This is a genomic window from Pseudomonas sp. ASL4, assembly GCF_056680395.1.
This window is the reverse complement of the sequence record NZ_CM155280.1, coordinates 2345168-2370254: the sequence shown is the minus strand read 5'-3', so window position 1 is coordinate 2370254 and position 25087 is coordinate 2345168. Positions and strand designations below refer to the sequence as shown.

The 25087-nt window shown below is 59.5% G+C and carries 23 protein-coding genes; 7 read left to right on the top strand and 16 right to left on the bottom strand.

Going from position 1 to position 25087, the window contains the following annotated elements:
* Positions 1–197 precede the first annotated feature (197 nt).
* Entirely contained in the window at positions 198–434 is a 237-nt protein-coding gene (locus tag AC1MEW_RS10680) for a DUF3820 family protein (protein WP_201194005.1), read from the top strand.
* 16 nt (positions 435–450) lie between these two features.
* Positions 451–1632: an aminotransferase class V-fold PLP-dependent enzyme gene (locus tag AC1MEW_RS10675; protein WP_201256793.1), complete on the top strand. Its 1182-nt coding sequence runs from the start codon at positions 451–453 to the stop codon at positions 1630–1632.
* 18 nt (positions 1633–1650) lie between these two features.
* On the opposite strand, the gene AC1MEW_RS10670 is transcribed toward AC1MEW_RS10675, so the two are convergent.
* The 4 genes from AC1MEW_RS10670 to zwf all read right to left on the bottom strand — a co-directional run bounded on the left by AC1MEW_RS10670 (position 1651) and on the right by zwf (position 5523).
* The gene (locus tag AC1MEW_RS10670; protein WP_323570487.1) at positions 1651–2373 is read right to left on the bottom strand and encodes an intradiol ring-cleavage dioxygenase; all 723 of its coding nucleotides are present in this window, start codon (positions 2371–2373) and stop codon (positions 1651–1653) included.
* A gap of 297 nt (positions 2374–2670) precedes the next feature.
* Positions 2671–3336, bottom strand: coding sequence for a bifunctional 4-hydroxy-2-oxoglutarate aldolase/2-dehydro-3-deoxy-phosphogluconate aldolase (locus AC1MEW_RS10665; protein ID WP_201206093.1), 666 nt, complete (start codon positions 3334–3336; stop codon positions 2671–2673).
* Positions 3337–3353: 17 nt separating this feature from the next.
* Positions 3354–4067: a 6-phosphogluconolactonase gene (gene pgl / locus AC1MEW_RS10660; RefSeq protein ID WP_201206095.1), complete on the bottom strand. Its 714-nt coding sequence runs from the start codon at positions 4065–4067 to the stop codon at positions 3354–3356.
* The gene (zwf, locus tag AC1MEW_RS10655) at positions 4054–5523 is read right to left on the bottom strand and encodes a glucose-6-phosphate dehydrogenase (RefSeq protein WP_201206097.1); all 1470 of its coding nucleotides are present in this window, start codon (positions 5521–5523) and stop codon (positions 4054–4056) included. Before zwf ends, pgl begins: the two co-directional genes overlap by 14 nt.
* 226 nt (positions 5524–5749) lie before the next feature.
* Here zwf and AC1MEW_RS10650 point away from each other — a divergent pair, with 226 nt between their 5' ends.
* Complete coding sequence (locus tag AC1MEW_RS10650; protein WP_201206763.1) at positions 5750–6610, top strand: MurR/RpiR family transcriptional regulator; 861 nt, start codon at positions 5750–5752, stop codon at positions 6608–6610.
* 126 nt (positions 6611–6736) lie between these two features.
* On the opposite strand, the gene AC1MEW_RS10645 is transcribed toward AC1MEW_RS10650, so the two are convergent.
* From AC1MEW_RS10645 to edd, 12 genes are all read right to left on the bottom strand, one after another.
* On the bottom strand, positions 6737–7591 hold the full coding sequence (locus tag AC1MEW_RS10645; RefSeq protein ID WP_201256792.1) for a D-hexose-6-phosphate mutarotase: 855 nt from the start codon (positions 7589–7591) through the stop codon (positions 6737–6739).
* 115 nt (positions 7592–7706) lie between these two features.
* Positions 7707–9056: a carbohydrate porin gene (locus AC1MEW_RS10640; protein WP_201206101.1), complete on the bottom strand. Its 1350-nt coding sequence runs from the start codon at positions 9054–9056 to the stop codon at positions 7707–7709.
* Between the two features lie 190 nt (positions 9057–9246).
* Complete coding sequence (locus AC1MEW_RS10635) at positions 9247–10407, bottom strand: ABC transporter ATP-binding protein (protein ID WP_201206103.1); 1161 nt, start codon at positions 10405–10407, stop codon at positions 9247–9249.
* Between the two features lie 2 nt (positions 10408–10409).
* Positions 10410–11255, bottom strand: coding sequence for a carbohydrate ABC transporter permease (locus tag AC1MEW_RS10630; RefSeq protein WP_201206105.1), 846 nt, complete (start codon positions 11253–11255; stop codon positions 10410–10412).
* Positions 11248–12156, bottom strand: a complete 909-nt coding sequence (locus tag AC1MEW_RS10625) for a carbohydrate ABC transporter permease (RefSeq protein WP_201206107.1) — start codon at positions 12154–12156, stop codon at positions 11248–11250. The genes AC1MEW_RS10630 and AC1MEW_RS10625 overlap by 8 nt, the downstream gene beginning before the upstream one ends.
* A 183-nt stretch (positions 12157–12339) precedes the next feature.
* Positions 12340–13641: an ABC transporter substrate-binding protein gene (locus AC1MEW_RS10620; protein WP_322269439.1), complete on the bottom strand. Its 1302-nt coding sequence runs from the start codon at positions 13639–13641 to the stop codon at positions 12340–12342.
* Between the two features lie 117 nt (positions 13642–13758).
* On the bottom strand, positions 13759–15018 hold the full coding sequence (locus AC1MEW_RS10615; RefSeq protein ID WP_480426203.1) for a D-mannose isomerase: 1260 nt from the start codon (positions 15016–15018) through the stop codon (positions 13759–13761).
* Positions 15019–15199: 181 nt separating this feature from the next.
* Positions 15200–16171 (bottom strand): IS110 family RNA-guided transposase, encoded by a 972-nt coding sequence (locus AC1MEW_RS10610; protein WP_480423023.1) that lies wholly within the window; start codon positions 16169–16171, stop codon positions 15200–15202.
* Between the two features lie 271 nt (positions 16172–16442).
* Complete coding sequence (locus AC1MEW_RS10605; protein ID WP_201206111.1) at positions 16443–17912, bottom strand: ATP-binding protein; 1470 nt, start codon at positions 17910–17912, stop codon at positions 16443–16445.
* Complete coding sequence (locus tag AC1MEW_RS10600; protein ID WP_008155851.1) at positions 17902–18633, bottom strand: response regulator; 732 nt, start codon at positions 18631–18633, stop codon at positions 17902–17904. Before AC1MEW_RS10600 ends, AC1MEW_RS10605 begins: the two co-directional genes overlap by 11 nt.
* Positions 18634–18809: 176 nt before the next feature.
* A complete protein-coding gene (locus tag AC1MEW_RS10595; protein WP_201256791.1) occupies positions 18810–19760 on the bottom strand; it encodes a glucokinase in 951 nt (316 codons plus the stop codon).
* On the bottom strand, positions 19757–21583 hold the full coding sequence (gene edd / locus AC1MEW_RS10590; protein ID WP_201206113.1) for a phosphogluconate dehydratase: 1827 nt from the start codon (positions 21581–21583) through the stop codon (positions 19757–19759). The genes AC1MEW_RS10595 and edd overlap by 4 nt, the downstream gene beginning before the upstream one ends.
* Before the next feature lie 220 nt (positions 21584–21803).
* Here edd and gap point away from each other — a divergent pair, with 220 nt between their 5' ends.
* The 4 genes from gap to AC1MEW_RS10570 all read left to right on the top strand — a co-directional run bounded on the left by gap (position 21804) and on the right by AC1MEW_RS10570 (position 25068).
* Positions 21804–22805, top strand: coding sequence for a type I glyceraldehyde-3-phosphate dehydrogenase (gap, locus tag AC1MEW_RS10585; protein WP_201206114.1), 1002 nt, complete (start codon positions 21804–21806; stop codon positions 22803–22805).
* 110 nt (positions 22806–22915) lie between these two features.
* Complete coding sequence (locus AC1MEW_RS10580; RefSeq protein ID WP_213941134.1) at positions 22916–23380, top strand: methylglyoxal synthase; 465 nt, start codon at positions 22916–22918, stop codon at positions 23378–23380.
* Between the two features lie 77 nt (positions 23381–23457).
* A complete protein-coding gene (locus tag AC1MEW_RS10575) occupies positions 23458–23976 on the top strand; it encodes a sigma-70 family RNA polymerase sigma factor (RefSeq protein ID WP_201206116.1) in 519 nt (172 codons plus the stop codon).
* A gap of 126 nt (positions 23977–24102) precedes the next feature.
* Positions 24103–25068 carry a FecR family protein gene (locus AC1MEW_RS10570; RefSeq protein WP_480426202.1) on the top strand — a complete coding sequence of 322 codons (966 nt, stop codon included), beginning with the start codon at positions 24103–24105 and terminating at the stop codon, positions 25066–25068.
* The last annotated feature ends 19 nt before the right edge of the window (positions 25069–25087 follow it).

The window sequence follows — 25087 nt, the reverse complement described above, 5'->3', positions numbered from 1 at the left end:
TTCCTTGCGGGTTGATGAAAGATGCAATAGTTGTTGCAGCTCGCATGCCAGCCTTGAATTGATAATTTATTTGTTATTTTTCAATTGCTTAACCTTTAATCAGAAATCTGCATCCGCTTTATTTGCATGATCTGTCAATTGGCCTGCATGCAGAATGCCTGTATTTTCCAGACTGTTTGAATCAAGACGATTAATTGATGAATCCTGAAAAGCTCGAACTGCTGATTACCCGCGAAATGCCCTTCGGCAAATACAAGGGCCGCATCATTGCCGACCTGCCCGGCCAGTACCTGAACTGGTTCGCTCGCGAAGGTTTCCCCCATGGCGAACTGGGGGGATTGCTGGCGCTAATGCAGGAAATCGATCACAACGGTTTGTCGGAACTGCTCGAACCGCTGCGCGCCAAACATGGTAGACCAGCCCCCCGCCACTGAATTGATTGAGTAGCCCATGCCCGAGAATACTCGCCGTGCCCGTGATGAAGCCTTCTGGCAAACCTTTGCCGACCGTTACGCAGTCGAACCTGGCCCCATCAACCTGGAGAACGGTTACTTCGGGCGCATGTCGCGCACGGTGGTCGAGGAGTACCAGCGCAATATCGAGCTGATCAATCGCAGCAACTCGGTCCATGTGCGCCAGCGTTTCGAACAGGGCGAAAGCCTGGACATTCGAGCGCAGCTGGCCGAGATGATTGGCGTGCGCGCTCAATCCGTCGCCTTCACCCGCAACGCCTCGGATGGCCTGCAGTCGCTGATCCGCAACTACAACCGTTTACAACCCGGCGATCAGGTGCTGCTGTGCGACCTGGAGTACGACACGGTCAAGGGCGCGATGCGCTGGCTGGCCCGGCATCGCGGCGTCGAAGTAATCGAAATCGACCACCAGCACCCCGCCACATTCGAGAGTTTGCTGGCCACTTACCGCGAAGCTTTCGTGCGCTATCCGCGACTCAAACTGATGGCCCTGACCCATGTCACCCACCGCACCGGCCTGGTAATGCCGGTGCAGGCGATTGCCGCACTCGCCAAGGAGCACGGCATTGATGTGATCCTCGACGGCGCTCATGCCCTGGGTCAGATCGACTTCGATCTGGAAACGCTGGGCATCGCCTTTGCCGGCTACAACCTGCACAAATGGATCGGCGCGCCGCTAACCCTCGGGTTCATCTACATAGCTCCCCAACGCCTGGCCGATATCGACCCGGACATGGGCGAGATGCATTTCCCGGTCAACGACATTCGCGCCCGCACGCCCTACAGCACGCCGAACATCCCGGCGCTTTTGACCTTGCCGCTGGTGTTCGAAGAACATCTGGCCATGGGCGGTTCCGCCGCCAAGGGTGCACGGCTCAACTACCTGCGAAATCGCTGGGTCAACGCCGTGCGCGAGCTGCCGGGGATTGAAGTCATGACCCCGGATGATCCTCGACTGTATTGCGCCATCACCTCGATGCGTTTTACCCGTCATGCCGATCAATACCTGATGGTCGAACGGCTGCTCAACGACTACAACCTGTTCACCGTGGCCCGCAGCGGCGCGGCGTGCGGGCCGTGTATCCGCATTACTCCGGGGCTGACTACCACCGCGGCGCAAATGGACCTGCTTGTGCAGGCACTGACCGACCTGCGCTGACGCACTGAGGACTGGCGCCTACACCGTGTACTTGTCGAAGTCCTCGGGCCTGATCTGGCTCGACACCGCAAAGGTGTCGATGCCAATGGTCAATTGCCCGAAAAAACCGTCGTCATGGGACTCTCGACCGATGGAGTGAACATCCAGGGTCGAAGCCTCACCGCCCATGCGTTCGTAGTAGTGGTCTTGATCGTTGGTCAGCCGCGACACGGTTCGGCCCCGATACTCCCGCGCATTGAGCACCGACCGGGACGCCACTTCGGGGAAGTAAAGCTGACCGACCCAGGCGACATGCCGCTCTTCCAGATAATTGTTGCCCGCCGTGATTCGAACCGCTACGTGAATGTGCAGCGCACGACCGGCATAAAAACCCGGGTAGATGGTGGTAAACCGCACGACGCCTTTGTTGTCGCTGAATTGCCCGCCGCGCAGGTAGGTGTGGTCATCCGTACGCGGAATCGAACCGATGGTGTCAGCGTCGACCTCTTTGTCCGGATCGACTTTGCTCCAGCCCGAGTAAGCCCCGCGAGCATTGCAATGCCAGATGTCCACCAACGCCCCGATCACCGGCTCGCCGGTCATGGCATCGACAATCGCCAGCCGCATCACCAGGGGAATGCCATCCTGGCCTTCGCTGATGTTTCTTCTGATCAGTTTCGAATTGCGGAAATAGGGACCGGCGATTTGCTCCGGGGACAGCAGGCAGACGGTTTCGCGGGGAGTTGCAGTGTTGTAATCCATGAGGTTCTCTCTTCCATAAGATGATTCAAGGATAGAGAGAGATGCTGGCGGGTATGCGGTAACTATGTATCGTCTGATGTTTTTGTGTAGGAGCGAAGCTTGCTCGCGAAGGCGGTCTGACATTCAACATTTTTGTTTGATGTGATGGCCTCTTCGCGGGCAAGCCTCGCTCCTACAGAGGAATTCTTGTGAGGGACACAGGCATTTTTTTGGGCAAAAAAAAACGGTGCACCGACCAAGTGCACCGCTAAAGCCGTAGAACACACAACGAAGTGTCAGGTAACAATCAGTCCAGCATCAGTCCAGCAGCGCCAAGGCCTCGGCGGTGCATTCCTGAATGCGGGCCCAGTCGCCGTTCTTGATCCACTCCGGATCAAGCATCCAGCTACCGCCCACGCACATCACGTTTTTCAACGCCATGTAGCTTTTGATATTGGCCGGGCTCACGCCGCCAGTCGGGCAGAATTTAACTTCGCCGAACGGACCGCCCAACGCCTTGATGGCCGCGACGCCACCGCTGACTTCCGCCGGGAACAGCTTGAAGCGGCGATAGCCCAGGCCATAGCCTTCCATGATGCCGGAGGCGTTGCTGATGCCGGGTAACAGCGGGATCGAGCTGTCGACACTGGCTTCGAGCAAGTCACGGGTGATGCCCGGGGTCACGATGAACTGCGAACCGGCCCTTTCGGCGGCGGCCAACATAGTGCGGTCAAGCACGGTGCCAGCACCGGTCACCAGTTCCGGACGCTGCTCGCGCAAGATCTGGATGGCTTTGAGGCCGAACTGCGAACGCAGGGTCACTTCCAGGGCTGTCAGGCCACCGGCGGCCAGGGCGTCGGCCAGAGGCAGAATGTCCTGTTCGCGAGCGATGGTGATCACCGGCAAAATCCGCGCTTTGGCGCAGAGGCTGTCGATCAGGGCAACTTTGTCCGCCATGGAAACGGTCGGGGATGTGTTTGTCATAGCGGCTGATCCTTGGCTCATGGGCACCAGTAAATCTCTAACGTAGGTTGCAGAAACGCGCGAATCGGCATGGCGGCGACATCGTCACCGGCCAATGCGGCACTCAGGGTGGTCAGCTTGGACTGACCGGAAATCGATAGAACGGTGTTCTTCGCCGAAGCCAGCAGCGCCAGGCTCATGGTCAGGCGCTGATGCGGCACGGTCGGCGCCAGCATCGGCCAGCAACGACGGCTGCCGTCGACTTTCAAGGCGTCGGCCAGGTTCGGGCTGTTGGGGAACAGCGAGGCGGTGTGACCGTCGTCGCCCATGCCCAGGATTAGTACGTCGATCGCCGGTAGTTCGGCGAGCAAACGGTCGGCCTGCTCGGCTGCCAGTTCAAGGTTGGCCGTGGCGCTATAGAGGCTCAGAAACTTCGCCTTCGACGCCGGGCCTTGCAACAAGTACCGCTTGAGCAAACCAGCATTGCTGTCGGCGTGCTCGACGGGTACCCAGCGCTCGTCGGCCAGGGTCACGACAACCTTGGACCAGTCCAGCGTCTGCTTGGCCAGATGCTGGAAGAACGCTACCGGGCTGCGACCACCGGAAACCACCAGGGTCGCGGTGCCGCGAGCGTCGACCGCCTCACTCAGTTGCTTGGCCACGCTCAGCGCGAGGCCTTCGGCCAACAACGCCGGGCTCTTGAACTCATGGGCGCTGACGCCCTGAGGCAGTTTCAAATTAGATATCGCCATACCACGACCTCCCATCCCGCGTGATCAGTGCAATGGAGCTCATCGGCCCCCAGGACCCGGCCGCGTACGGCTTGGGCGCATCACCGGATTTTTTCCACCCGGCGATCAACTGGTCACACCACTTCCACGCGGCTTCGATTTCATCTTTACGGACAAACAGGTTCTGATTGCCGCGCATCACTTCCAGCAACAACCGCTCGTAGGCATCGGGAATCCGCGCGCTGCGATAAGTGTCGGAAAAATTCAGCTGCAACGGACCGCTGCGCAGCTGCATGCCCTTGTCCAGGCCTTGTTCTTTGGTCATCACGCGCAAGGAGATGCCTTCGTCCGGTTGCAGGCGGATAATCAGCTTGTTGCTGATTTGCAGGCGCTGCTCGGGAGCGAAGATGTAGTGCGACGGCTCCTTGAAGTGAATGACGATCTGCGACAGCTTCTGCGGCATGCGCTTGCCGGTACGCAAGTAAAACGGCACGCCGGCCCAGCGCCAGTTGCGGATGTCAGCACGCAGGGCGACGAAGGTTTCGGTGTCACTCTGGGTATTGGAATTCGGCTCTTCCAGATAACCCGGCACCGGTTTGCCTTCGCTGTAACCGGCAATGTACTGACCGCGTACGACCTGAGTGGTCAGGCCTTCCGGACTGATCGGCGCCAGCGCCTTGAGCACTTTGACTTTCTCGTCACGGATGCTGTCGGCGGACAGGTCGGCCGGTGGGTCCATGGCGATCAGGCAGAGCAGTTGCAGCAGGTGATTCTGGATCATGTCCCGCAGCTGGCCGGCCTTGTCGAAGTAACCCCAGCGGCCTTCGATCCCGACCTTCTCGGCCACGGTAATTTCCACGTGGGAGATGTAATTCTGGTTCCACTGGGTTTCGAACAGACTGTTGGCAAACCGCAGGGCGATCAGGTTCTGGACGGTCTCTTTGCCCAGGTAATGGTCGATGCGGTAGGTGCGGTTCTCCGGGAAGAACTGCGCCACAGCGTCGTTGACCTTGCGCGAGGATTCCAGGTCCGAACCGATGGGTTTTTCCAGAACGACACGGGTGTTTTCAGTCAGACCGACCTTCGACAGGTTGTCGCAGATGGCGCCGTAGACCGCTGCCGGGGTGGCGAAGTAAGCAATGACTCGCTGAGCGGTCCCGGCCTGTTCGGCCAGGGCGACGTAGTCGTCAGCCTTGAGGAAGTCGACGTGCAGGTAGCTCAACCGAGCGAGGAAGCGTTCGAGCACGGCCTCATCCAGCTCTTTGGCGTCGACGTAGCGGCGCAGCTCCGAGGCGATGAACGCCAGGTGTTGCTGCTCGCTGCCGGGTTCACGGGCCAGCGCGATGATTCGCGAGTCCTCGTGCAACAGGCCGGCGCCGTCGAGTTGATAAAGGGCAGGAAACAGCTTGCGCAAGGCCAGATCGCCAAGGGCGCCGAACAAGGCAAAGGTGCACGGTTCAACCGTAATCGAAGGCATGATGTTTGTTCTTTTATCAAGTTAAGCTACAAATACCTTTTTTCAAGGCATCACTCAAGGGAAAATGTAGTAATAACCACAACATTTTCTCAAAATACAGATTCCGAGTGGTGGTCGGTCGGAGCCATCAGTAGGATAGGCCACCGTTACGGGCCACATCAAAGGCCCTTTTTGCATAGCAGACTGCGTGTTTGCGCTGCTGACTCAAGGAACATCTATGGACCGCGTGCGAAATTTACTGGAACAAATCCAGAGTCGCCTTGAAGACCTGAACAAGGCCGAACGCAAAGTCGCTGAAGTGATCCTGCTCAACCCACAGCAGGCCACCCGGTTCAGCATCGCTGCGCTCGCCCAAGCTTCAAAAGTCAGCGAGCCGACGGTCAACCGTTTCTGCCGCTCATTCGGCGTCAGCGGCTACCCGGAACTCAAACTGCAACTGGCCCAGAGCCTGGCCAGTGGCGCGGCGTATGTCAGCCGAGCGGTTGAGGCCGATGACAATCCTGAAGCCTACACCCAGAAGATCTTCGGCAGCGCCATCGCCTCGCTGGACAGTGCTTTGCAGGCCCTGGACCCAAGCCTGATCAGCCGCGCCGTCGACCTGCTGATCCAGGCCCGGCAGATCCACTTTTTCGGCCTCGGTGCTTCGGCCCCGGTGGCGCTGGATGCGCAGCACAAGTTCTTCCGTTTCAATCTGGCCGTTACCGCCCACGCCGATGTGCTGATGCAACGGATGATTGCCTCCGTGGCGCACACCGGCGAGTTGTTCGTGATTATTTCCTACACCGGCCGCACCCGCGAACTGGTGGAAGTGGCGCGCATCGCCCGGGCGAACGGTGCTTCGGTGCTGGGTTTGACCGCCGAAGGTTCGCCATTGGCCAAGGCCAGTACCCTGAGCTTGAACATTCCGCTGCCAGAAGACACCGACATCTATATGCCGATGACGTCGCGGATTATTCAACTGACCGTGCTGGACGTGTTGGCGACCGGCATGACCTTGCGCCGCGGGGTGGATTTCCAGCCGCATTTGCGCAAGATCAAAGAGAGTTTGAATGCAAGCCGATATCCGGTGGGTGACGAGTTCAACTAGTCAGATATCTTCATTGGCTGTCCCGGCCTCTTCGCGGGCAAGCCTCGCTCCTACAGGGATAGGTGATCTTCTGTAGGAGCGAGGCTTGCCCGCGAAGGCGTCAGTAGCAACACCGCAGATTTTCGCCTACACCCCAACCCGCGCCTGCAAACTCAAATGCGCCCTCTCCCCCGGCGCCAGGCTCAGGCTGTCGGTCCCGCCACTCGCCGCTTCCACACAGACAAATTCCAACACCTCGTTCCAGCTCACTCCCAGCAACGGCCGCGCCCCCGGATGCCAGACCACCGTGTCTGCATGGTCACCGGTGTCGATGCACAATTCGCGCTGCCAGGCGTGATCCTTGAGCTGCAATTCGCCGTCATGCTGGAACACTCGCTGACAGCCGCCATCGACCCGCAACTCGCCTTCCTGATGACAAACCTGGCGGTTCAACTGATCGTAACCTTGCGCCCCATCAAGCCCGGACAGCGCTACCTCACCCACGTCACCAATACGCCAGTAAGCATGCAATGCCTGACTCAGTTGGCACGGTAAGGTGTCTTGATGCTCAGTGCTCAGGCGCAAATCCATGCGTTCGCCCAGGTGCGCATGCAGGTCCACCGTCCAGTCGCACAGCTGCAATTGCCAATGCAGGCGCACACCATCGTCGTCATGACTGCTGTCGAGCAGCTTCCAGTCAATCAGCCGCGCCCAACCATGGGACGGCCAGGCGTTTTCGCTCGGATGACGACCAAACCACGGCCAGCACACCGGCACGCCGCCCCGAATGGCACCCACCTGCGGCCATTTCGCTGCGCACCATAACCAGGGTTTCTGCCCCTTTGGCTGAAAGTGCAACAACTGCGCGCCCTGGCGACTGAACACCGCCTGGCACAGCGGATGATCGATCACCAGCACATCGCGCATCTGATAGCGTTCCCACGCAAACACCGGACGTTCGCGCAAGGATTTGAAGAAGCGTTGTAGCGGATGCTCATGCATGTGCCGCGGTCCTGAAAATCATCTTTTACCCGGGGTGCGCAGCCCCCAAAAAAAAGCGGATAGCCTTGGCCATCCGCAAATATGCGCACATAGAGAGGAGCTTATCGCAACAGCGTTAGAACACCGACTGAATTTTCAGACCGGCCACCAGCGCGTTGTCGACTTCATCAACACCGCCCGGGTGAGTGATGTATTGCAGGTTAGGACGCACAGTCAGCCAGTTGGTAACGTGGAAGCCGTAGTTGATCTCGTAGTTGTATTCGGTGGAACGCAGCGGCGAAAACAGCGGATCGTCGTAGTTGGTGGCACCATCGGCGGCGTTGACCAACTCGGCGTTTTTCTTCACGTCATCGTTGACATGGATACGGGCGAAACCGATCCCGACGTCATCTTTTGGACGTGCATCAAACGGACCTTTGTAGACAAACATCAGCGACTGATAGTTGTCGACGACGTTGGTGTCTTTGTCGTGGAAGGTGGCGTTGGCCGCAACGTTCAGACCGCGGGAAGCGTCGCCGTTGTGGGTCGTGAGTTGCTGTTGGATGACGCCCCAGTAGCCGTGCTTGCTGTCGTGAACGCGATAGGCTTCACCGGTGGTCGCTGCGTCATTGCCGTTGCTGTCCTTGAGAACGTCATTGGCGTTGGCCGTGCTCTTGTAGTAACCCACACGGTATTCACCCGGCAGGCCGTTGAGCTTCGGCGACCAGACCAATTCGACCGGCAACACGGTGCCCGCGGTACCACTGCCGCTGAGTTTGAAACCGTTGCCGTGTTCCAGTTGCGACGGGTTCTGGTTGTACGCACCGATCTGCGCATACAACTCAGGTGTGATGTTGTACTTCACACGCAGCGCGGCTTGGCTGACTGGCCAGTTGTACCAGATACCGGTCGCCCAGTTCCCCGCCTGGGAACCGCAGAACGCCAGGTTCTGGAACTCGCACGGGAAGGTGTTGAAGTCTTCGCCTTCGCCGAAGTAACCGGCCTTGACGTCCAGCTTGCCGTCGAGGAACTGGTGCTGAACCCACAACTGGGTCAGACGGACCATATGGCCACGGCCGTAGACTTCCTGGGAGGAACTCAAGGTGCCGGCACGCGGGTCGCCCACACGGTCATTGGAGATGTTCTGACCGTTACGGCTGGTAAGCTCGATCTTGGCCTGGGTGTTATCCCAGCCCATCAGTTTTTGCAGGTCCAGCGCCACGCCCAAGCCAAACTGGTCGGCGTAACGCGCGGTCTTGTCGTTGTTGTAGCCGCCATGAAGGTTGCCGCCCACTTCACCGACGTAGTCAGCCTTGATGTCGACACCCTGCTCAAGCAGCTTGGTCCGCTCGCCACCCCAGTCACCGGTCATCCACTTGGAATCGGCGCTGAACGCGTCAGCCGCGTGAACGCTACCGGCCAGGGTTAATGCCGCCGCAACAGCAGACAACTGGCAGATAAGCTGAGCGTTGTTCTTCTTCTTCATCCCTACATCCTCGTTTTATTGTTATTAACTGTTTTTATCTAACGCGGTTTACATTGAATGCGACGGATGTCCCCATCCGTCGCGTATCCCCTTGTGGGAGCGGGCTTGCTCGCGAAAACGGTGTATCTGTCGACATCACAGGTGAATGTCAGACCGCTTTCGCGAGCAAGCCCGCTCCCACATTTGATCTTCAGCGACCCTTGAACTGGGCGATGTTGCCTACCGATGCTTCGGCTTTTGGCACACCGGCAACCCCCAGGCGCTCCCCAGTCTTGGCATCGAACAACAGCACTTTCGACGGATCAAATTGCAGGGTCAGGGTCTCGCCCACACCCGGCGCAACGTCTGGCGCCAAGCGGCAGCAGACCTTGGTTTCATTCAGATTGACGAACACCAGGGTGTCCGGACCGGTCGGCTCAGTCACCTGGACTTCGGCACGAATGGTCGGCAAACCATTGGCTTCGCTGCCGGCCAGCACGATCTGCTCCGGACGCAAGCCGAGGATCACTTCGCGATCTTCCAGCCCAGCGTCTTGCATGCCCATTGGCAGTTCGCAACGGGCCTGGCCGCTGTCGAGCAGCGCTACCAGACGACCATCCTTGCGCTGCAAACGCAGCGGGATGAAGTTCATCGGCGGCGAACCGATGAAGCTCGCCACGAACAGGTTGGCCGGGTTGTTGTAGATGTCTTTCGGCGTACCGAACTGCTGAATGATCCCGTCCTTCATCACCGCCACTTTGTCGCCCAGAGTCATCGCTTCGATCTGGTCGTGGGTCACGTAGACCGTGGTGGTTTTCAGGCGCTGGTGCATCAGTTTCATTTCGGTACGCATCTCGACCCGCAGCTTGGCGTCGAGGTTGGACAGCGGTTCGTCGAACAGGTAAATCTTCGGCCGCCGCGCCAGGGCACGACCCATGGCCACACGCTGTTGCTGGCCACCGGAGAGCTGGCCGGGTTTACGGTTAAGCAAGTGTTCGATCTGCAACAGCTTGGACACCCGCGCCACTTCGGCTTCGATATCGGCGGCGGGCATTTTGCGGATCTTCAAGCCAAAGGCGATGTTCTCGCGCACGCTCATGGTCGGGTACAGCGCGTAGGACTGGAACACCATGGCGATGTCGCGGTCTTTCGGGCTCATGCCACTGACGTCCTGGTCACCGATCATGATCGCGCCGCCGGTGATGGTTTCCAGGCCGGCGATGCAGTTCATCAAGGTCGACTTGCCGCAACCCGAAGGTCCGACCAGGATCAGGAACTCACCGTCCTTGATCGACAGTTCGATGTTCTTGAGGGTGTCCGGCAGGCCGGGGCCATAGGTCTTGTTTACATTGCGAAGTTCGAGCGTAGCCATGATTACCCCTTGACTGCGCCGGCCGTCAGCCCGCGCACGAAATACTTGCCTGCGACCACATAGACCAGCAGGGTCGGCAGCCCGGCGATCATCGCCGCCGCCATATCAACGTTGTATTCCTTGGCACCGGTACTGGTGTTGACCAAGTTATTCAGCGCCACTGTGATGGGTTGCGAGTCACCGCTGGAGAACACCACGCCGAACAGGAAGTCGTTCCAGATCTGGGTGAACTGCCAGATCAGGCAGACCATGATGATCGGGGTGGACATCGGCAGGATGATCAAACGGAAGATGGTGAAGAAACCCGCGCCATCCAGCCGCGCCGCTTTCACCAACGCATCCGGAACGCTGACGTAGTAGTTACGGAAAAACAGCGTGGTGAACGCCAGGCCGTAGACCACGTGCACAAACACCAGGCCGGTGGTGGTGCTGGCCAGGCCCATTTTGCCGAGGGTGAACGAGGCTGGCAGCAGGACTGTCTGGAACGGCAGGAAGCAACCGAACAGCAACAGGCCGAAGAACAGCTGCGACCCACGAAAGCGCCACATCGACAGCACATAGCCGTTCAGCGCACCGATGGCCGTGGAGATCAAAACCGCTGGGACGGTGATCTTGATCGAGTTCCAGAAATACCCGTCGACCGTGGCCCAGGCCTTGACCCAGCCAATGCCGCTGACCACGGTCGGCCAGCTCAGCAGGTTGCCGGTGTTGATGTCTTCCGGCGTCTTGAAACTGGTCAACAGCATGACCACCAGCGGTATCAGGTAAAGAAATACCGCAAGGATCAGCACCGCGTAGATCGCGATGCGACTCAGGCTGATGGAAGGTTTGGCGGCGAAACTAGTCATGACGCTTGGTCCTCAGCTCGGAGTACAGGTAAGGCACGATGATTGCGAGAATCGCACCGAGCATCAGAATCGCACTGGCCGAACCCATGCCCATCTGGCCGCGACTGAAGGTGAAGGAATACATGAACATCGCAGGCAGGTCGGAGGAGTAACCCGGACCACCGGCAGTCATTGCCGCCACCAGGTCGAAACTCTTGATCGCGATGTGGGCCAGGATCATCACGGCGCTGAAGAACACCGGGCGCAGGCTTGGCAACACCACTTTCAGGTAAATGCGCGGCATGCTCGCGCCATCGATCTGGGCGGCACGGATGATCGATTGATCAACGCCACGCAGGCCGGCGAGGAACATCGCCATGATAAAACCCGAGGCTTGCCATACCGCAGCGATCACCAGGCAATACACAACGCGATCCGGGTCGATCAGCCAGTCCAGGCGGAAGCCTTCCCAACCCCAGTCACGCAGCAATTTGTCCAGGCCCATGCCCGGGTTGAGCAGCCATTTCCAGGCCGTACCGGTGACGATCATCGAGAGCGCCATCGGGTACAGGTAAATGGTGCGAATGAAACCTTCGCGACGAATGCGCTGATCCAGGAACACCGCCAGCAGCACACCGATCACCAGGGTGATGCCGATAAACATGCCGCCGAAAACCGCGAGGTTCTTGCTTGCTACCCACCAACGGTCGTTCTCGAACAGCCGCTGGTATTGCGCCAAACCGGCCCATTTATAAGTCGGCAGGAAGGTCGAAGTGGTGAACGACAGGACGAACGTCCACAGGATATAGCCATAGAAGCCCACCAGGACGATGAACATGCTAGGCGCCAGCACCAGTTTTGGGAGCCAGCGCTGCAGTGCATCTAACGGCGAGGCCTTGCTGAACACAGCAACAGAACTCATGGGAAGATCCAGTACGTAGAGAAAGGATTACAAGCGCATTCCCTTGTGGGAGCGGGCTTCTGTGGGAGCTGGCTTGCCTGCGATGGCATTACCTCGGTGCAACTGATAAACCGAGTTGTCTGCATCGCGGGCAAGCCCGGCTCCCACAAAAGCCACTCCCACAGGGGGCTGCGGCTCTAACAGTTACTTGGCAGACTTGACCGCTGCGCCGAGTTTCTTGGCAGCATCGGCCGGATCGGCTTTCGGGTCGTTGATGAAGTTGGTCACGACATCAAAGAACGCACCCTGTACCGCCAGCGTGGTCGCCATGTTGTGCGCCATGCTCGGCTGCAGGCCGCCGGACTTGGCATCCGCCAGGAAGTCCTTGGCAGCGGTCTGGGCGCAGGAGTCGAAGCCGTACTTGGCCATGTCGTTCAGCATGTCGATTCGAACAGGGATCGAGCCCTTGTTGATGCTGAAGACTTTCTGGAAGTTCTCACCCAGCACGACCTTGGCAATGTCCTGCTGACCGGCAGCAGTGCCCGCGTTTTTCTGCTTGAACACGGCCAGGGAGTCGATGTTGTAGGTGAATGCCTTGTCGGTGCCCGGGAAGGCTACGCACTCGTAGTCCTTGCCGGCGACTTTCTTGGCCGCTGTCCACTCGCTCTTGGCCCAGTCACCCATGATCTGCATGCCGGCCTTGCCGTTGATGACTTTGGCCGCTTCCAGGTTCCAGTCCTGGCCTTTGCCGTCGACGTCCATGTAGGTCGCGACTTTCTTCAGCTCGGTCAGCGACTTGACCATTTCAGGACCGGTCAGAGCAGCGTTGTCCAGGTCGACCAGGGCTTTCTTGTAACCGTCGACGCCCATGACCGAAAGAACCACCGCTTCAAACACGGTGCTGTCCTGCCAAGGCTGGCCGCCGTGGGCAAGCGCGATGAAGCCCGCTGCTTTCAGCTTGTCGCCGGCTGCGTAGAATTCCTGAAGGGTGGTTGGGGCTTTTTCGATGCCGGCTTTCTTGAAGACTTCCGGGTTGATCCACAGCCAGTTGACGCGATGGATATTCACCGGCACGGCCACGTAGTCGCCGTTGTACTTCACGGTATCAGAGACTTTCTTGTCGAGCAGGCTGTCCCACTTCTCTGATTTGGAAACGTCTTTCAAGACGTCGGTGTCGAGCAGACCGGTAGACGCCCATTCCTGGATGTCTGGACCTTTGATCTGTGCGACACCCGGCGGGTTACCGGCAACGGCGCGGCTCTTGAGCACGGTCATGGCCGTAGCTCCGCCACCACCGGCGACAGCGCCGTCCTTCCAGGTGAAACCGTCTTTTTCGACTTGGGCTTTGAGCACGTCAACGGCAGCTTTTTCGCCACCGGAGGTCCACCAGTGAACGACTTCTACCGAACCTTTGGATTCGGCGGCAAGCGCACTGACAGGGAATGCAGAGATAGGAAGCAATGAGGCAAGAGAAATGACAGTAGCGAGGCGAGAAATCGCATTCATCTAGAATTACCTTTCTTGTTGTTATGCATGCAAGTCTGGTGCTTGCGCTGCATGGGATTTTAAACAGGAGTTATCCCTTCGCAGGTAACGAAGGGACGCTTGAATGTCACCACATGGTTACACAGGAGCACTCTGGGACAACTGCCCCAAGGCAGTCGCCATGCTCGGCGCCAGCGGCAGGCGCGGAATCAGCACGGCTTGCCAGGCGTGATACAGATCCGGTTTGCCGGCCCAGATATCGGCGCTCGGGCGGTTTTGCGGGTCGAGTTCATGGTGCCAACTGCCATCGCAGCGGTCGATGAAATGACTGTCACAGAAATCCCAGAACAGTCGGTACCAGGCTTCGTATTGCTCCTCGCCGGTGCGTTTGAGCAACGCACTGGCAGCGGCGCTGGCTTCGCAATGGGTCCAGTGCAGACGATGGCGGACCACCGCGCGGTTGTCCCAGTCGAGGGTGTAGACAATCCCCGGCAGCCCGTCGACATCCCAGCCGTGACGGCAGTTGTGATCGAAGAGTTTTTGCGCATCGGTCGCCAGCCAACCCGGCGTGAGCATCCCCGCCTGCACTCGCGCGGCTTCGAGGTGCAGCAACAGCCGCGCCCATTCAAAACCGTGGCCCGGCGTGGTGCCGTAGGGGCGAAAACCGTCGGCAGGGTTGTCGTGGTTGTACTCGCGCAGCGGCTGCCAATCGCGATCGAAATGCTCGACCACCAGGTAATCGTTGGCGGCGGCGTGAGCGTGGATCACTCGCTCGACAATCCGCTGGGCGCGGACCAGCCAGCGGTTGTCCTCGGTGACATCCGCCAGCGCGAGGAAGGCTTCGGTGGCGTGCATGTTGCTGTTGGCGCCGCGGTAGGCTTCTTCGCAACTGAAGTCGCGATTGAAGGATTCGCGCATCGCGCCCTCCTCCTCGCTCCAGAAATGCGTGTCGATGATGTGGATGGCATCATCGAGCAAGGCGTGTGCGCCGGGCCGTTGCGCGACTACAGCGGAACTTGCGGCGAGGGCGACGAAGGCGTGCAGGTAAGCGGCTTTGCCGGTGTTGTCATCACGATGATGGGCGGTGGCGAACCAGCCACCGTGCTCGGCATCCTTTAGCGGGCCGCTGAGCGCCTGGACGCCGTGATCCACCAACTCGGCAAACCCTGGCAGGCCCTGGATGTGAGCCATGGCGAAGCTGTGGGTCATGCGTGCGGTGTTCATGGTTTCGGCTTGGGCATTGGCCAGGAGGCGGCCCTTTTCATCGAGATTGCCGAAGCCTTCAGGGAGCTTCGAAGCCTTGGCGAACGCCAGCAGGCGCAGCCCTTCGGCGGCGAGCCATTGCTGGTGGGCAGGCGCGTTCAGCCAACTGCTGAAAGCGGGTTGGAAGGTGTCCATGGGGTACCTTTTTTGTTGTTATGACTGGAGGGCAGTCTAAACAACGGTTGAGGCGAGGCAGGTAACGAAGGGGGCGAGTTATGTCACTGAGCCGTGACAAAGCAAAAGCCAGATCAAAAGATCGCAGCCTTCGGCAGCTCCTACAGGCGTACACATTCCACTGTAGATACCGTCTTGAATCTCACCGAGCAAGCGCAAATTCAGGGTCATATGGCTGGCCCGATTTGAGCACTGCGTAAACGTAATGCAGCAGCTTGCGCATGGCAGCACAGATGATCTGCTTGGGGGCCTTGCCGTTGGCCTTCAGGCGATCTTTCATGGCGATTATTGCTTTGTTGTGTTGCAACGCGACCAAGCCCGGCATGTATAGGCCTGCGCGCAAGCGCGCTGAGCCGATCTTCGAGATCGGGCTGCGGCCCTTGAGGAGCCCTGATTCCTGGAGTTCTGGATTCAGGCCAGCAGCCGCGACAAGTTTTCGAGGGTCGTCGTACTTGCGCAGGTCGCCCAGCTCAGCCAGCAACCGCTCAAGCGTTTTCTCGCCAATGCCGTCGATGGTCACGACCAAGTCGCGCATCTGGCGCATGTCGGGGTCGTCATCGATATGTTTTTTGATCGCCTTGTGGGTTTCAACGATTTCTTTTTCGATGTGGCCAATCACCGAGTTGATCGACTCTTTGACCTTTTCGTCGGACACGTCCAGACGATTACGCTCCATTTGCTCCATCTCTTGAAGGTCATCCAGGCGACGAACCATGGCCTTCAGTTGGCGGAACTTCAGCGGTTCCGGAGCCCAAAGCTTGAGCTTTTCATTTTTTTCTTTAGCGAAGTCGGCGATCAGCTTGGCATCACTCTTGTCGGTTTTGATCCGACGTAACTCGCTGCCCGCATACGCGTGAGTCGTGGCCGGATTCACCACGCAGACCCGATAACCCTTGTTGTAGACGAACTCGGCGAGCTCCAGATGATAGACACTGGTCGCTTCCATCACGATCAGGGTCGAAGGCTCGGCCTGCTTCTGCAACCAAACTTCAAACTCTTTGAAACCCTTGGAATTGTTAGCCAGTTTGGCCTTGGTTTTATGCTTGCCATTTGGCAGATGTGTAGCGATATCAAAGGTGTTTTTAGCGACATCGACGCCGACGAAACTGGACATAACACTCTCCCAATCAGATCAATTGCGATCATCACTGCACTCTGCCCGACCTTGCGAATGCGGGCTCTAGCCAGAGGCGGGCCCAAGATACCGTTCGAACTATACGAGTGAGTGCGGAGGGTTGGAGCACGATCTACGTCACAGGCAAAAAGCCTAAGGAGCTGCACGGCTTCCAGGTCCCTCCCTCGATGATCAGTCGAGAACTATCGCTCCTGACGGAGCGATAGTCGAGATACAAGGAGCTGCCGAAGGCTGCGATCTTTTGATCTTTTCAATCGATTGATCGAGGAAGCTGCAACGTCACCCGCAATCCGCCTTCGCGCAGATTCTGCAGGCTGACCTCGCCACCATGGCTATGGGCAATATTGCGCGCAATCCCCAACCCCAACCCATAACCCTGCTGCTGTCCGGCCAGGCGGAAGTGCGGCTCGAACACCTGCTCCATCCGCTGCTCCGGCACTCCGGGCCCTTCATCATCCACATGCAGGATGAACGCGCTCTGGTCGTCATCGATGTGCAGGTGCGCGTTCTGTCCGTACTTCAAGGCGTTGTCGATCAGGTTGCCGATGCAGCGCTTGAGCGCCAGCGGCTTGCCGGGGTATGCCGCCAGTGCCCGGCCCTGTTGGGTCACGCGACCATTGCCGTTGGGCGCCAGGTACGGCTCGACCAAACAATCGAGCACGTGATTGAGGTCCACCGGCTCAATGTTTTCGTGGATGTCGGTGTCTTTCACGCATTGCAGCGCGCCTTTGACCAGCAACTCCAGCTCATCCAGATCGCGGCCGAACTTGGCTTGCAGCTTTTCGTCTTCGAGCAATTCGACCCGCAGTCGCAACCGGGTGATCGGCGTGCGCAAGTCGTGGGAGATCGCACTGAACAACTGACTGCGCTCGGTCAGGTAGCGGCTGATGCGCTCGCGCATCGCATTGAAGGCGCGGCCAACCTCGACCACTTCACTGCCGCCACCTTCGGGCACCGGCTCGACTTCCGCACCGAGGGACATGTCCCGTGCCGCCCGCGCCAGGCGCTTGAGCGGACGGCTCTGCCAGTGCACCAGCAGGCCGATGAACAACAGCAAAAAGCCGCTGGTGAGCACGATGAACCAGACTTGCTGCGCCGGCAGGCCTTGCTCTTCAAGACTGGTGTAGGGCTCAGGCAGCAGCGAAGCGATGTACAGCCATTCGCCCGGCGCCATCTGGATTTGCGTGACCAGCACCGGCGGGTTCACCGGTTCCAGGGTCAACGCGTAGTGCGCCCAGGACCGCGGCAATTCATCGAGTTTCAGCCCGCTGTTGAAGATCCGCAGGTCTTCGGGGCTGACGAAGGTCACCGAGATATCCGTGTCGTGGCCCAGGGACTCGCGCAGCACCTCGTCCACCGCTTTGAGCACCGCTTCTTTGCGCGGGGTGATCGGCAGCACTTCCATGCCCAAGGGTTTGTCGTTGAGGGTCACCACGAACCGGGTGCCGCCCATGCTGCGTAATTGATCGAGTACCAGCGGCCGAAACGCCACCGGCAACGAACGGAAGTAACTGACGCTGGCGGTCATCGAATGCGCCAGGCTACGGGCGCTGGTGACCAGGCCTTCGAGCTGAGTAGCGCGCAGCTGCGAAACCCAGATCACGCTCGACAGCGCCTGAGCGAAAAGCACCACCAACAGCGTCAGCAGCAACATCCGCCCGAGCAACGAGCGTGGCACCGGCACCTTGGCGGCGAGCCGGCGCAACCACTCAGTGGCCATTGCTGGCAACCACATTGGCGGCCAGTTGGTAGCCACTGCCCCGCACGGTACGGATCAGCCGCGGTGGTTTTTCGGTGTCGCGCAGGCGCTGGCGCAAACGGCTGACCGCCATGTCGACGATCCGATCCAACGGCATCAAATCGCGGCCACGGGTGGCGTTACCGATGGTGTCGCGGTCGAGAATTTCCTGGGGATGATCGAGGAACAGTTTCAGCAGCGCGAAGTCGGCGCCGGAGAGAATCACTTCTTCGCCATCGATGTGGAACAGCCGATGGCTGACCATGTCCAGCCGCCAGTCATCGAAGGCCAGTACTTCACTGCCGGAGCGTTCCTGACCGAACTGCGCACGGCGCAACAACGCCTTGATCCGTGCCTGCAATTCCCGGGGGCTGAAGGGTTTGCCGAGGTAATCGTCGGCGCCCAGTTCCAGGCCAATAACGCGGTCGGCCTCGTCGGAGCTGGCGGTGAGCATGATGATCGGCACCTGGGCCTGACGCGGGTGCTGGCGAATCCAGCGGCAAAGGCTGAAACCGTCTTCGTCCGGCAGCATCACATCGAGGATCACCAGATCACTCGGCGCCTCGTTCATCGCCTGGCGAAAGCCTGCGCCATCGGGCGTGGTGCGCACCTGAAAACCTGCACGGGTCAGGTAGGTGTCCAGCAACTCGCGTATCTCTTGATCGTCATCGACCAACAAAATCGACTTGTTGACTGAGCTCACAGGGGCGGCATCCTTGTTGTTTGAATTGGGCGGATTATGCCTTACCACAGAATCTACAAACACCGCAGATCCCATGTGGGAGCGGACTTGCTCGCGAAAGCGGTGTATCAGTCGACATCAATGTTGAATGTCAGTCCGCTTTCGCGAGCAAGCCCGCTCCCACAGTTGATCGTGTTTCAGGCCTGTTCGAGCGCCACACCCGCGCCCATCAGGCCGGAATACGGCGCCGTCACCAGCCACACCGGAATGCCTTTGAAGTAATCGCTCATGCAGCCCTTGTCGGCGAAGCATCGGGCAAAACCGCTTTCAACGAAGAAATCGGCAAACCGAGGAATCACCCCGCCCACGATATACACGCCACCGCGCCCACCCACCGTCAGCACGTTGTTGCCGGCCACGCGACCGAGCCAGCAGCAGAACTGCTCCAGCACTTCCAGCGCGACCGGATCACCGGCCAGTCCTGCCGCCGTAATGGCTTCGGGAGTGTGGAACTGCGGTTCATGACCATCCACCGCGCAGATCGCCCGATAGACCCGCGGCAAGCCGCTGCCACTCAAGGCTGTCTCGGCACTGACATGGCCAATCTCATTGAAGATGTGTTGCCACAGTTGGGTTTCCCGCGGGCTGCTCAGCGGCAAGTCGACGTGACCGCCCTCCCCCGGCAACGCGGCAAATCGGCCTTCGCCGAGGTCCAGCAACGTGCCAACGCCGAGCCCGGTGCCCGGGCCGATTACCACCGCCGGCCGCAACGGTTCCGGCGTACCTTCGCAGACCACCCGAAACTCGTCCGGCTGCAAACGGGTCATGCCCAGCGCCATGGCCGAGAAGTCGTTGACCAGCAGCAGTTGATCCACCTGCAAGGTCTGGCAGAACGCCTTGCGGCTCAGGCGCCAGTGATTGTTGGTGAACTTGAATTCATCACCGCTCACCGGACCTGCCACCGACAGGCACACCGAACCGATCGCGCCAGGCGCCAGGCCCAACCCGCTCAGGTAGACAGCGATAGCCTCCTCCGGGCTGGTGTGATCTGCCGTCGGCAACACCTGGATCGATTCCAGTTGCTGGTTTTTCCACAACGCGAAACGTGCGTTGGTCCCACCGATGTCACCGACCAAAGCCAGTTTCAATTAAGCGTCTCCAGGGCAGAAGTAAAGGCGCTGGCGCCCTGCTCTGCGGAGCTGAAGGCCATGCGCATGAAACCAAACAGTTCGCGCCCGCTGCCGATGTTGTTGCCCAACAGGCCTTTGGCTGGCGTGCGCGCTGCGAATTCTTCGGCGTCCACCTTAAGCTCCAGGGTGCCTTTGACGCCATCGACGCGGATGATATCGCCCTCTTGCACGCGCGCCAAAGCGCCGCCCACAAACGCTTCGGGACTGACGTGGATCGCCGCCGGGATTTTTCCCGAGGCGCCGGACATGCGCCCGTCGGTGACCAGCGCGACTTTGAAGCCGCGATCCTGCAGCACACCGAGGAACGGCGTCATCTTGTGCAGTTCCGGCATGCCGTTGGAGCGCGGGCCCTGGAAGCGCATCACCGCGACGAAATCTTTCTCCAGCAAACCGGCCTTGAACGCATCGGCCAGATCCTGTTGATCCTGGAACACCATGGCCGGTGCTTCGACGACCTGGTTTTCCAGGGCCACGGCGGAGACTTTCATCACCCCGCGACCAAGGTTGCCTTCCATTACCCGCAGGCCACCCTCGGGCGAGAACGCACGGGCGACCGGACGCAGAATAGTTTCGTCGAGGCTTTCAATCGGGCCTTCGCGCCAGACCAGTTCGCCGTTATCGAGGAACGGTTCCACGGTATAGCGGCTCAGGCCATGACCGAGCACGGTGTTGACGTTTTCGTGGAGCAGGCCGGCTTCCAGCAGTTCGCGGATCAGGAACGACATGCCGCCCGCGGCCTGGAAGTGGTTGATGTCGGCTTTGCCGTTCGGGTAGACGTGGCTCAGGGTCGGCACCACCTCGGAGAGGTCGGCCATGTCCTGCCAGGTCAGTTGAATGCCCGCCGCCATGGCGATGGCCGGCATGTGCAAGGTGTGGTTAGTCGAGCCGCCGGTGGCGTGCAGCGCCACAATCGAGTTGACCAGCGAGCGCTCGTCGACGATTTCGCCGATCGGCATGAAGTCGCCGTTCTGCTTGGTCAGTCGCGTGACTTGGTGCGCCGCTTCACGGGTCAGGGCATCGCGCAACGGGGTGTTCGGGTTGACGAAAGAGGCGCCCGGCAAGTGCAGGCCCATGACTTCCATCAGCAACTGGTTGGTGTTGGCGGTGCCGTAGAAGGTGCAGGTGCCAGGGCTGTGGTAGGAATTCATTTCCGATTCCAGCAATTCTTCGCGGCTGGCTTTGCCTTCGGCATAGCGCTGGCGCACATCGGCTTTCTGCTTGTTGGAAATGCCCGAGACCATCGGTCCGCCCGGCACGAAGATCGTCGGCAGATGACCGAAACGCAGCGCGCCCATCATCAGGCCCGGCACGATCTTGTCGCAGATGCCGAGCATCAGCGCACCGTCGAACATGTTGTGAGACAGCGCCACGGCGGTGGACAACGCGATCACTTCACGGCTCGGCAGGCTCAGTTCCATGCCGGGCTCGCCCTGGGTCACGCCATCGCACATGGCCGGGGTGCCGCCAGCGAACTGGCCGACCGAGCCGATTTCGCGCAGGGCTTTTTTGATCTGTTCAGGAAAGACTTCGTACGGCTGATGCGCCGAGAGCATGTCGTTATATGACGAAACAATTGCGATGTTCGCGGAATTCATCATCCGCAGGCTGTTCTTGTCGTCAGTGCCGCACCCGGCCACGCCGTGGGCGAAGTTGGCGCATTGCAGCTTGCCGCGCATCGGACCATCGCTGGCAGCGCCGCGAATGAGCGCAAGGTAAGCCTCGCGAGTTGCACGGCTGCGGGCGATAAGCCGTTCGGTGACCTCAAGGACGCGGGGATGCATGTGTAGAACTCCAGGCTAACGGATGTGGCGACCTGATTGTCTATGCTGATCAAGGGCCGTTGTCGATGGGCTGACGGGCGGCTTTCTTGATCGATCGGACCAGTTGATTCAGGTCACTCGTTGTAGATTGAACAAAATATTGCCATTAAAAAGGCTTGTTTTCTATTTTTATGCGAATAATCTTGTAATTCCAACAACAAAACGACGGCGGCGCTGTTAAATGACTCTTCGAATCGCAATCAATGGTTTTGGCCGAATTGGCCGTAATGTCCTGCGCGCACTGTATACCCAAGGTTATCGTCAGGATCTGCAGATCGTCGCCATCAATGACTTGGGCGACAGCTCGATCAACGCTCATCTGCTCAAGTACGACACCGTTCACGGCACTTTCGACGCTGATGTCCAGCACGATAACGAAAGCCTGACGGTCAATGGCGACCGCATTTCGGTCAGCGCCATCCGCAACCCGGCTGAACTGCCGTGGGCTGCCGAGAAGATCGATGTGGTCTTCGAATGCACCGGTCTGTTCACCGACCGTGCCAAAGCCGCCGCGCATATTACGGCCGGCGCGCGCAAAGTGATTATCTCGGCCCCGGCCAAAGGCGCCGACGCCACCGTGGTTTACGGTGTTAACCACGACATTCTGCGCCAGTCGCACCAGATTATTTCCAACGCCTCGTGCACCACCAACTGCCTGGCCCCGGTGGCCCAGGTGCTGCACCGCGAGTTGGGCATCGAAAGCGGTCTGATGACCACGATCCACGCCTACACCAACGACCAGAACCTGACTGACGTCTACCACACCGACCCGTACCGCGCCCGTTCCGCCACCCAGAACATGATCCCGAGCAAGACTGGCGCTGCCGAAGCCGTCGGCCTGGTGCTGCCGGAGCTGGCGGGCAAACTGACCGGCATGGCGGTGCGTGTTCCGGTGATCAACGTGTCGCTGGTGGACCTGACCGTACAGCTAAAACGTGAGGCGAGCGCAGAGCAAGTGAACGCGCTGCTGAAAGAAGCGGCCCAGCACTCGAAGATTCTCGGCTACAACACCCTGCCGCTGGTCTCCAGCGACTTCAACCACAACCCGCTGTCGTCGATCTTCGACGCCAACCACACCAAGTCCAGCGGCAAACTGCTCAAGGTGTTGGCGTGGTACGACAACGAATGGGGCTTCTCCAACCGCATGCTCGATAACTGCCTGGCGCTGTGCAACGCGGAATAAGCAACGTGATGGGGCACGTCGCCTCATGACGGGTTGACGCGGACCTGTAGGAGCTGCCGAAGGCTGCTCCTACGCGATATTTGCAAGGCCCCCACCGAGAGCAACATTCAATGATCGGTATCAGCTTTACGCAAAAGACCCTGGCGGCGCGCAAGCGTATCGCCCTGGTCGCCCATGACCACTGCAAAGTGTTTTTGCTGGACTGGGCCGAGCGGCAGAAAGACAAGCTGGCGCAACATGAACTGGTCGCGACCGGCACCACCGGGTTGTTGTTGCAACAACGCCTCGACCTGCCCGTGGAAAGCATGATCAGCGGCCCGTTGGGCGGCGATCAGCAACTTGGCGCGCGTATCGCCGAGCAACGGGTCGACATGCTGGTGTTCTTCTGGGACCCGTTCGAACCGCAGCCCCACGACCCGGATATCAAGGCGTTGCTGCGAGTCGCGGCGGTCTGGAACATCCCGGTCGCCTGCAATGAATGCAGCGCCGACTACCTGCTGAGCAGTCCGTTGATGGATCAGGCGCACGAGCACCGGATCCCGGATTACGCGACCTATCTGTTGGGCCGCGCCTAGCCCTCCGCAAATCAGCACTTGACCATTTGAGCGGATGATAAGCATTATCATTCGCTCGAAATGGATCAGGTCCTCCCGTGAGTCAATCGCGCTTCAATCACGTCTTCATCGCTCAGCGGGTTTCGCTGCTGCGCACCTTGGAGCGGATGGTCAACAATCACAGCACCGCCGAAGACCTGTTGCAGGAAACCTACCTGCGCGTGACCCGGGCGCTCAGTGAGCGGGCCATCGATCACCTTGAACCCTTCGTCTTCCAGACCGCCCGCAACCTGGCGCTGGATCATTTGCGTGCGCGGCGCATTCAGTCGCGCACCCTGCTCGATGACGTCCCGCTGGACGTGGTGGAAAGCATCGCCGCCCCGGTCAGCAGTGCCGAGGACGCCGCCCATGCCGAACAATTGCTGGAGCGTTTGAACGTGAGCCTCAGTGAACTTAGCAGCCGTCAGCAGCAGATTTTCATCCTCAGTCGCCTGCACGGCCACAGCTATCTGGAGATCGCCGAACAACTCGGCGTGTCCCTAAGCACTGTGCAAAAAGAACTGAAGCTGATCATGGCGATCTGCATTGGCGTCGCGCAACGGTTAAACGGCGACTGAGTCTGTAGGTTTACTCGCTACCTGCCGAGATCGACTGCGCAGGGCCTTCGAGCTTTGCTACCCTTGCCGCACTTCCACGCTCTACTAAAAAAAACAGCGGTGCACAGACACTGCCGAGGAAACACCGTGACGGACACCCGCCGCTCCCAAACGCCTGACCCGGCGCGGGACACTGCAAGCGCGATGGACCAGGCCCTGGACTGGCTGATCGTGCTGGGCAGTCCGAGTGCGGAACAGAGCCGACAGTTCCACGAATGGCTCGCCGCCGATCCATTGCATGCCGAGGCGTTCGCCAAGGCCCAGGCGATCTGGGACGGCCCATTGGTCCTCCAGTGCGCACAAAACCTGGCCGCTAAACCTGCGAAAGTCACCGTGTTGTCGCGCTTGCGTCCGCACTGGAAACCACTGGCCACGGCGGCGGTGTTGATCCTCGGTTTGTTCAGTTTCAGCAATCTGCCGATGCGTCTTCAGGCCGATCACCTGACCGTGGTCGGTGAACGCCAGCGTCTGCAATTGGAAGACGGCTCGAAGGTCCTGCTCAATACCAATTCGGCGTTTTCCAGCACCATCAACGATCAGCAGCGCGTCGCTCGCTTATATCAGGGCGAGGCGTTTTTCGAAGTGCCGGCCAACCGTGGCCAACCGCTGGAAATCGACGCCGGGCCGGTCAAGGCCAGTGTCCGCGATACTGCGTTTGCCGTGCGTTACCTCGATGGCGTGGCCCAGGTTCGGGTGCAGCGCGGCGACGTGGATTTGCGTGCCACCCGTGACGATGCGCGAGTACGGCTGTCGGCCGGTGAAAGCATCCGCATCGGCCCCAACGGTTTCGACCGCCCGGCCAAGCTCGACGCCGCCACCGACCTGGCGTGGGTTCAGGGCCGACTGGTGTTCGAGAACTGCCCGCTGAGCCAGGTGCTGGCGGAGCTGCGGCGCTACTATCCAGGCTGGATCATCAACAACAACGAGCAGTTGGCCGACGTCGCCGTCACCGGCAATTACCGCCTCGACCAGCCGCTGGACGTGATCCGCTCCCTCGCTCACATCACCTCGGCCAAGCTTCAGGAATTTCCGGCGCTGGTGATCTTGAACTAAATGAGAATTATTTTTACTC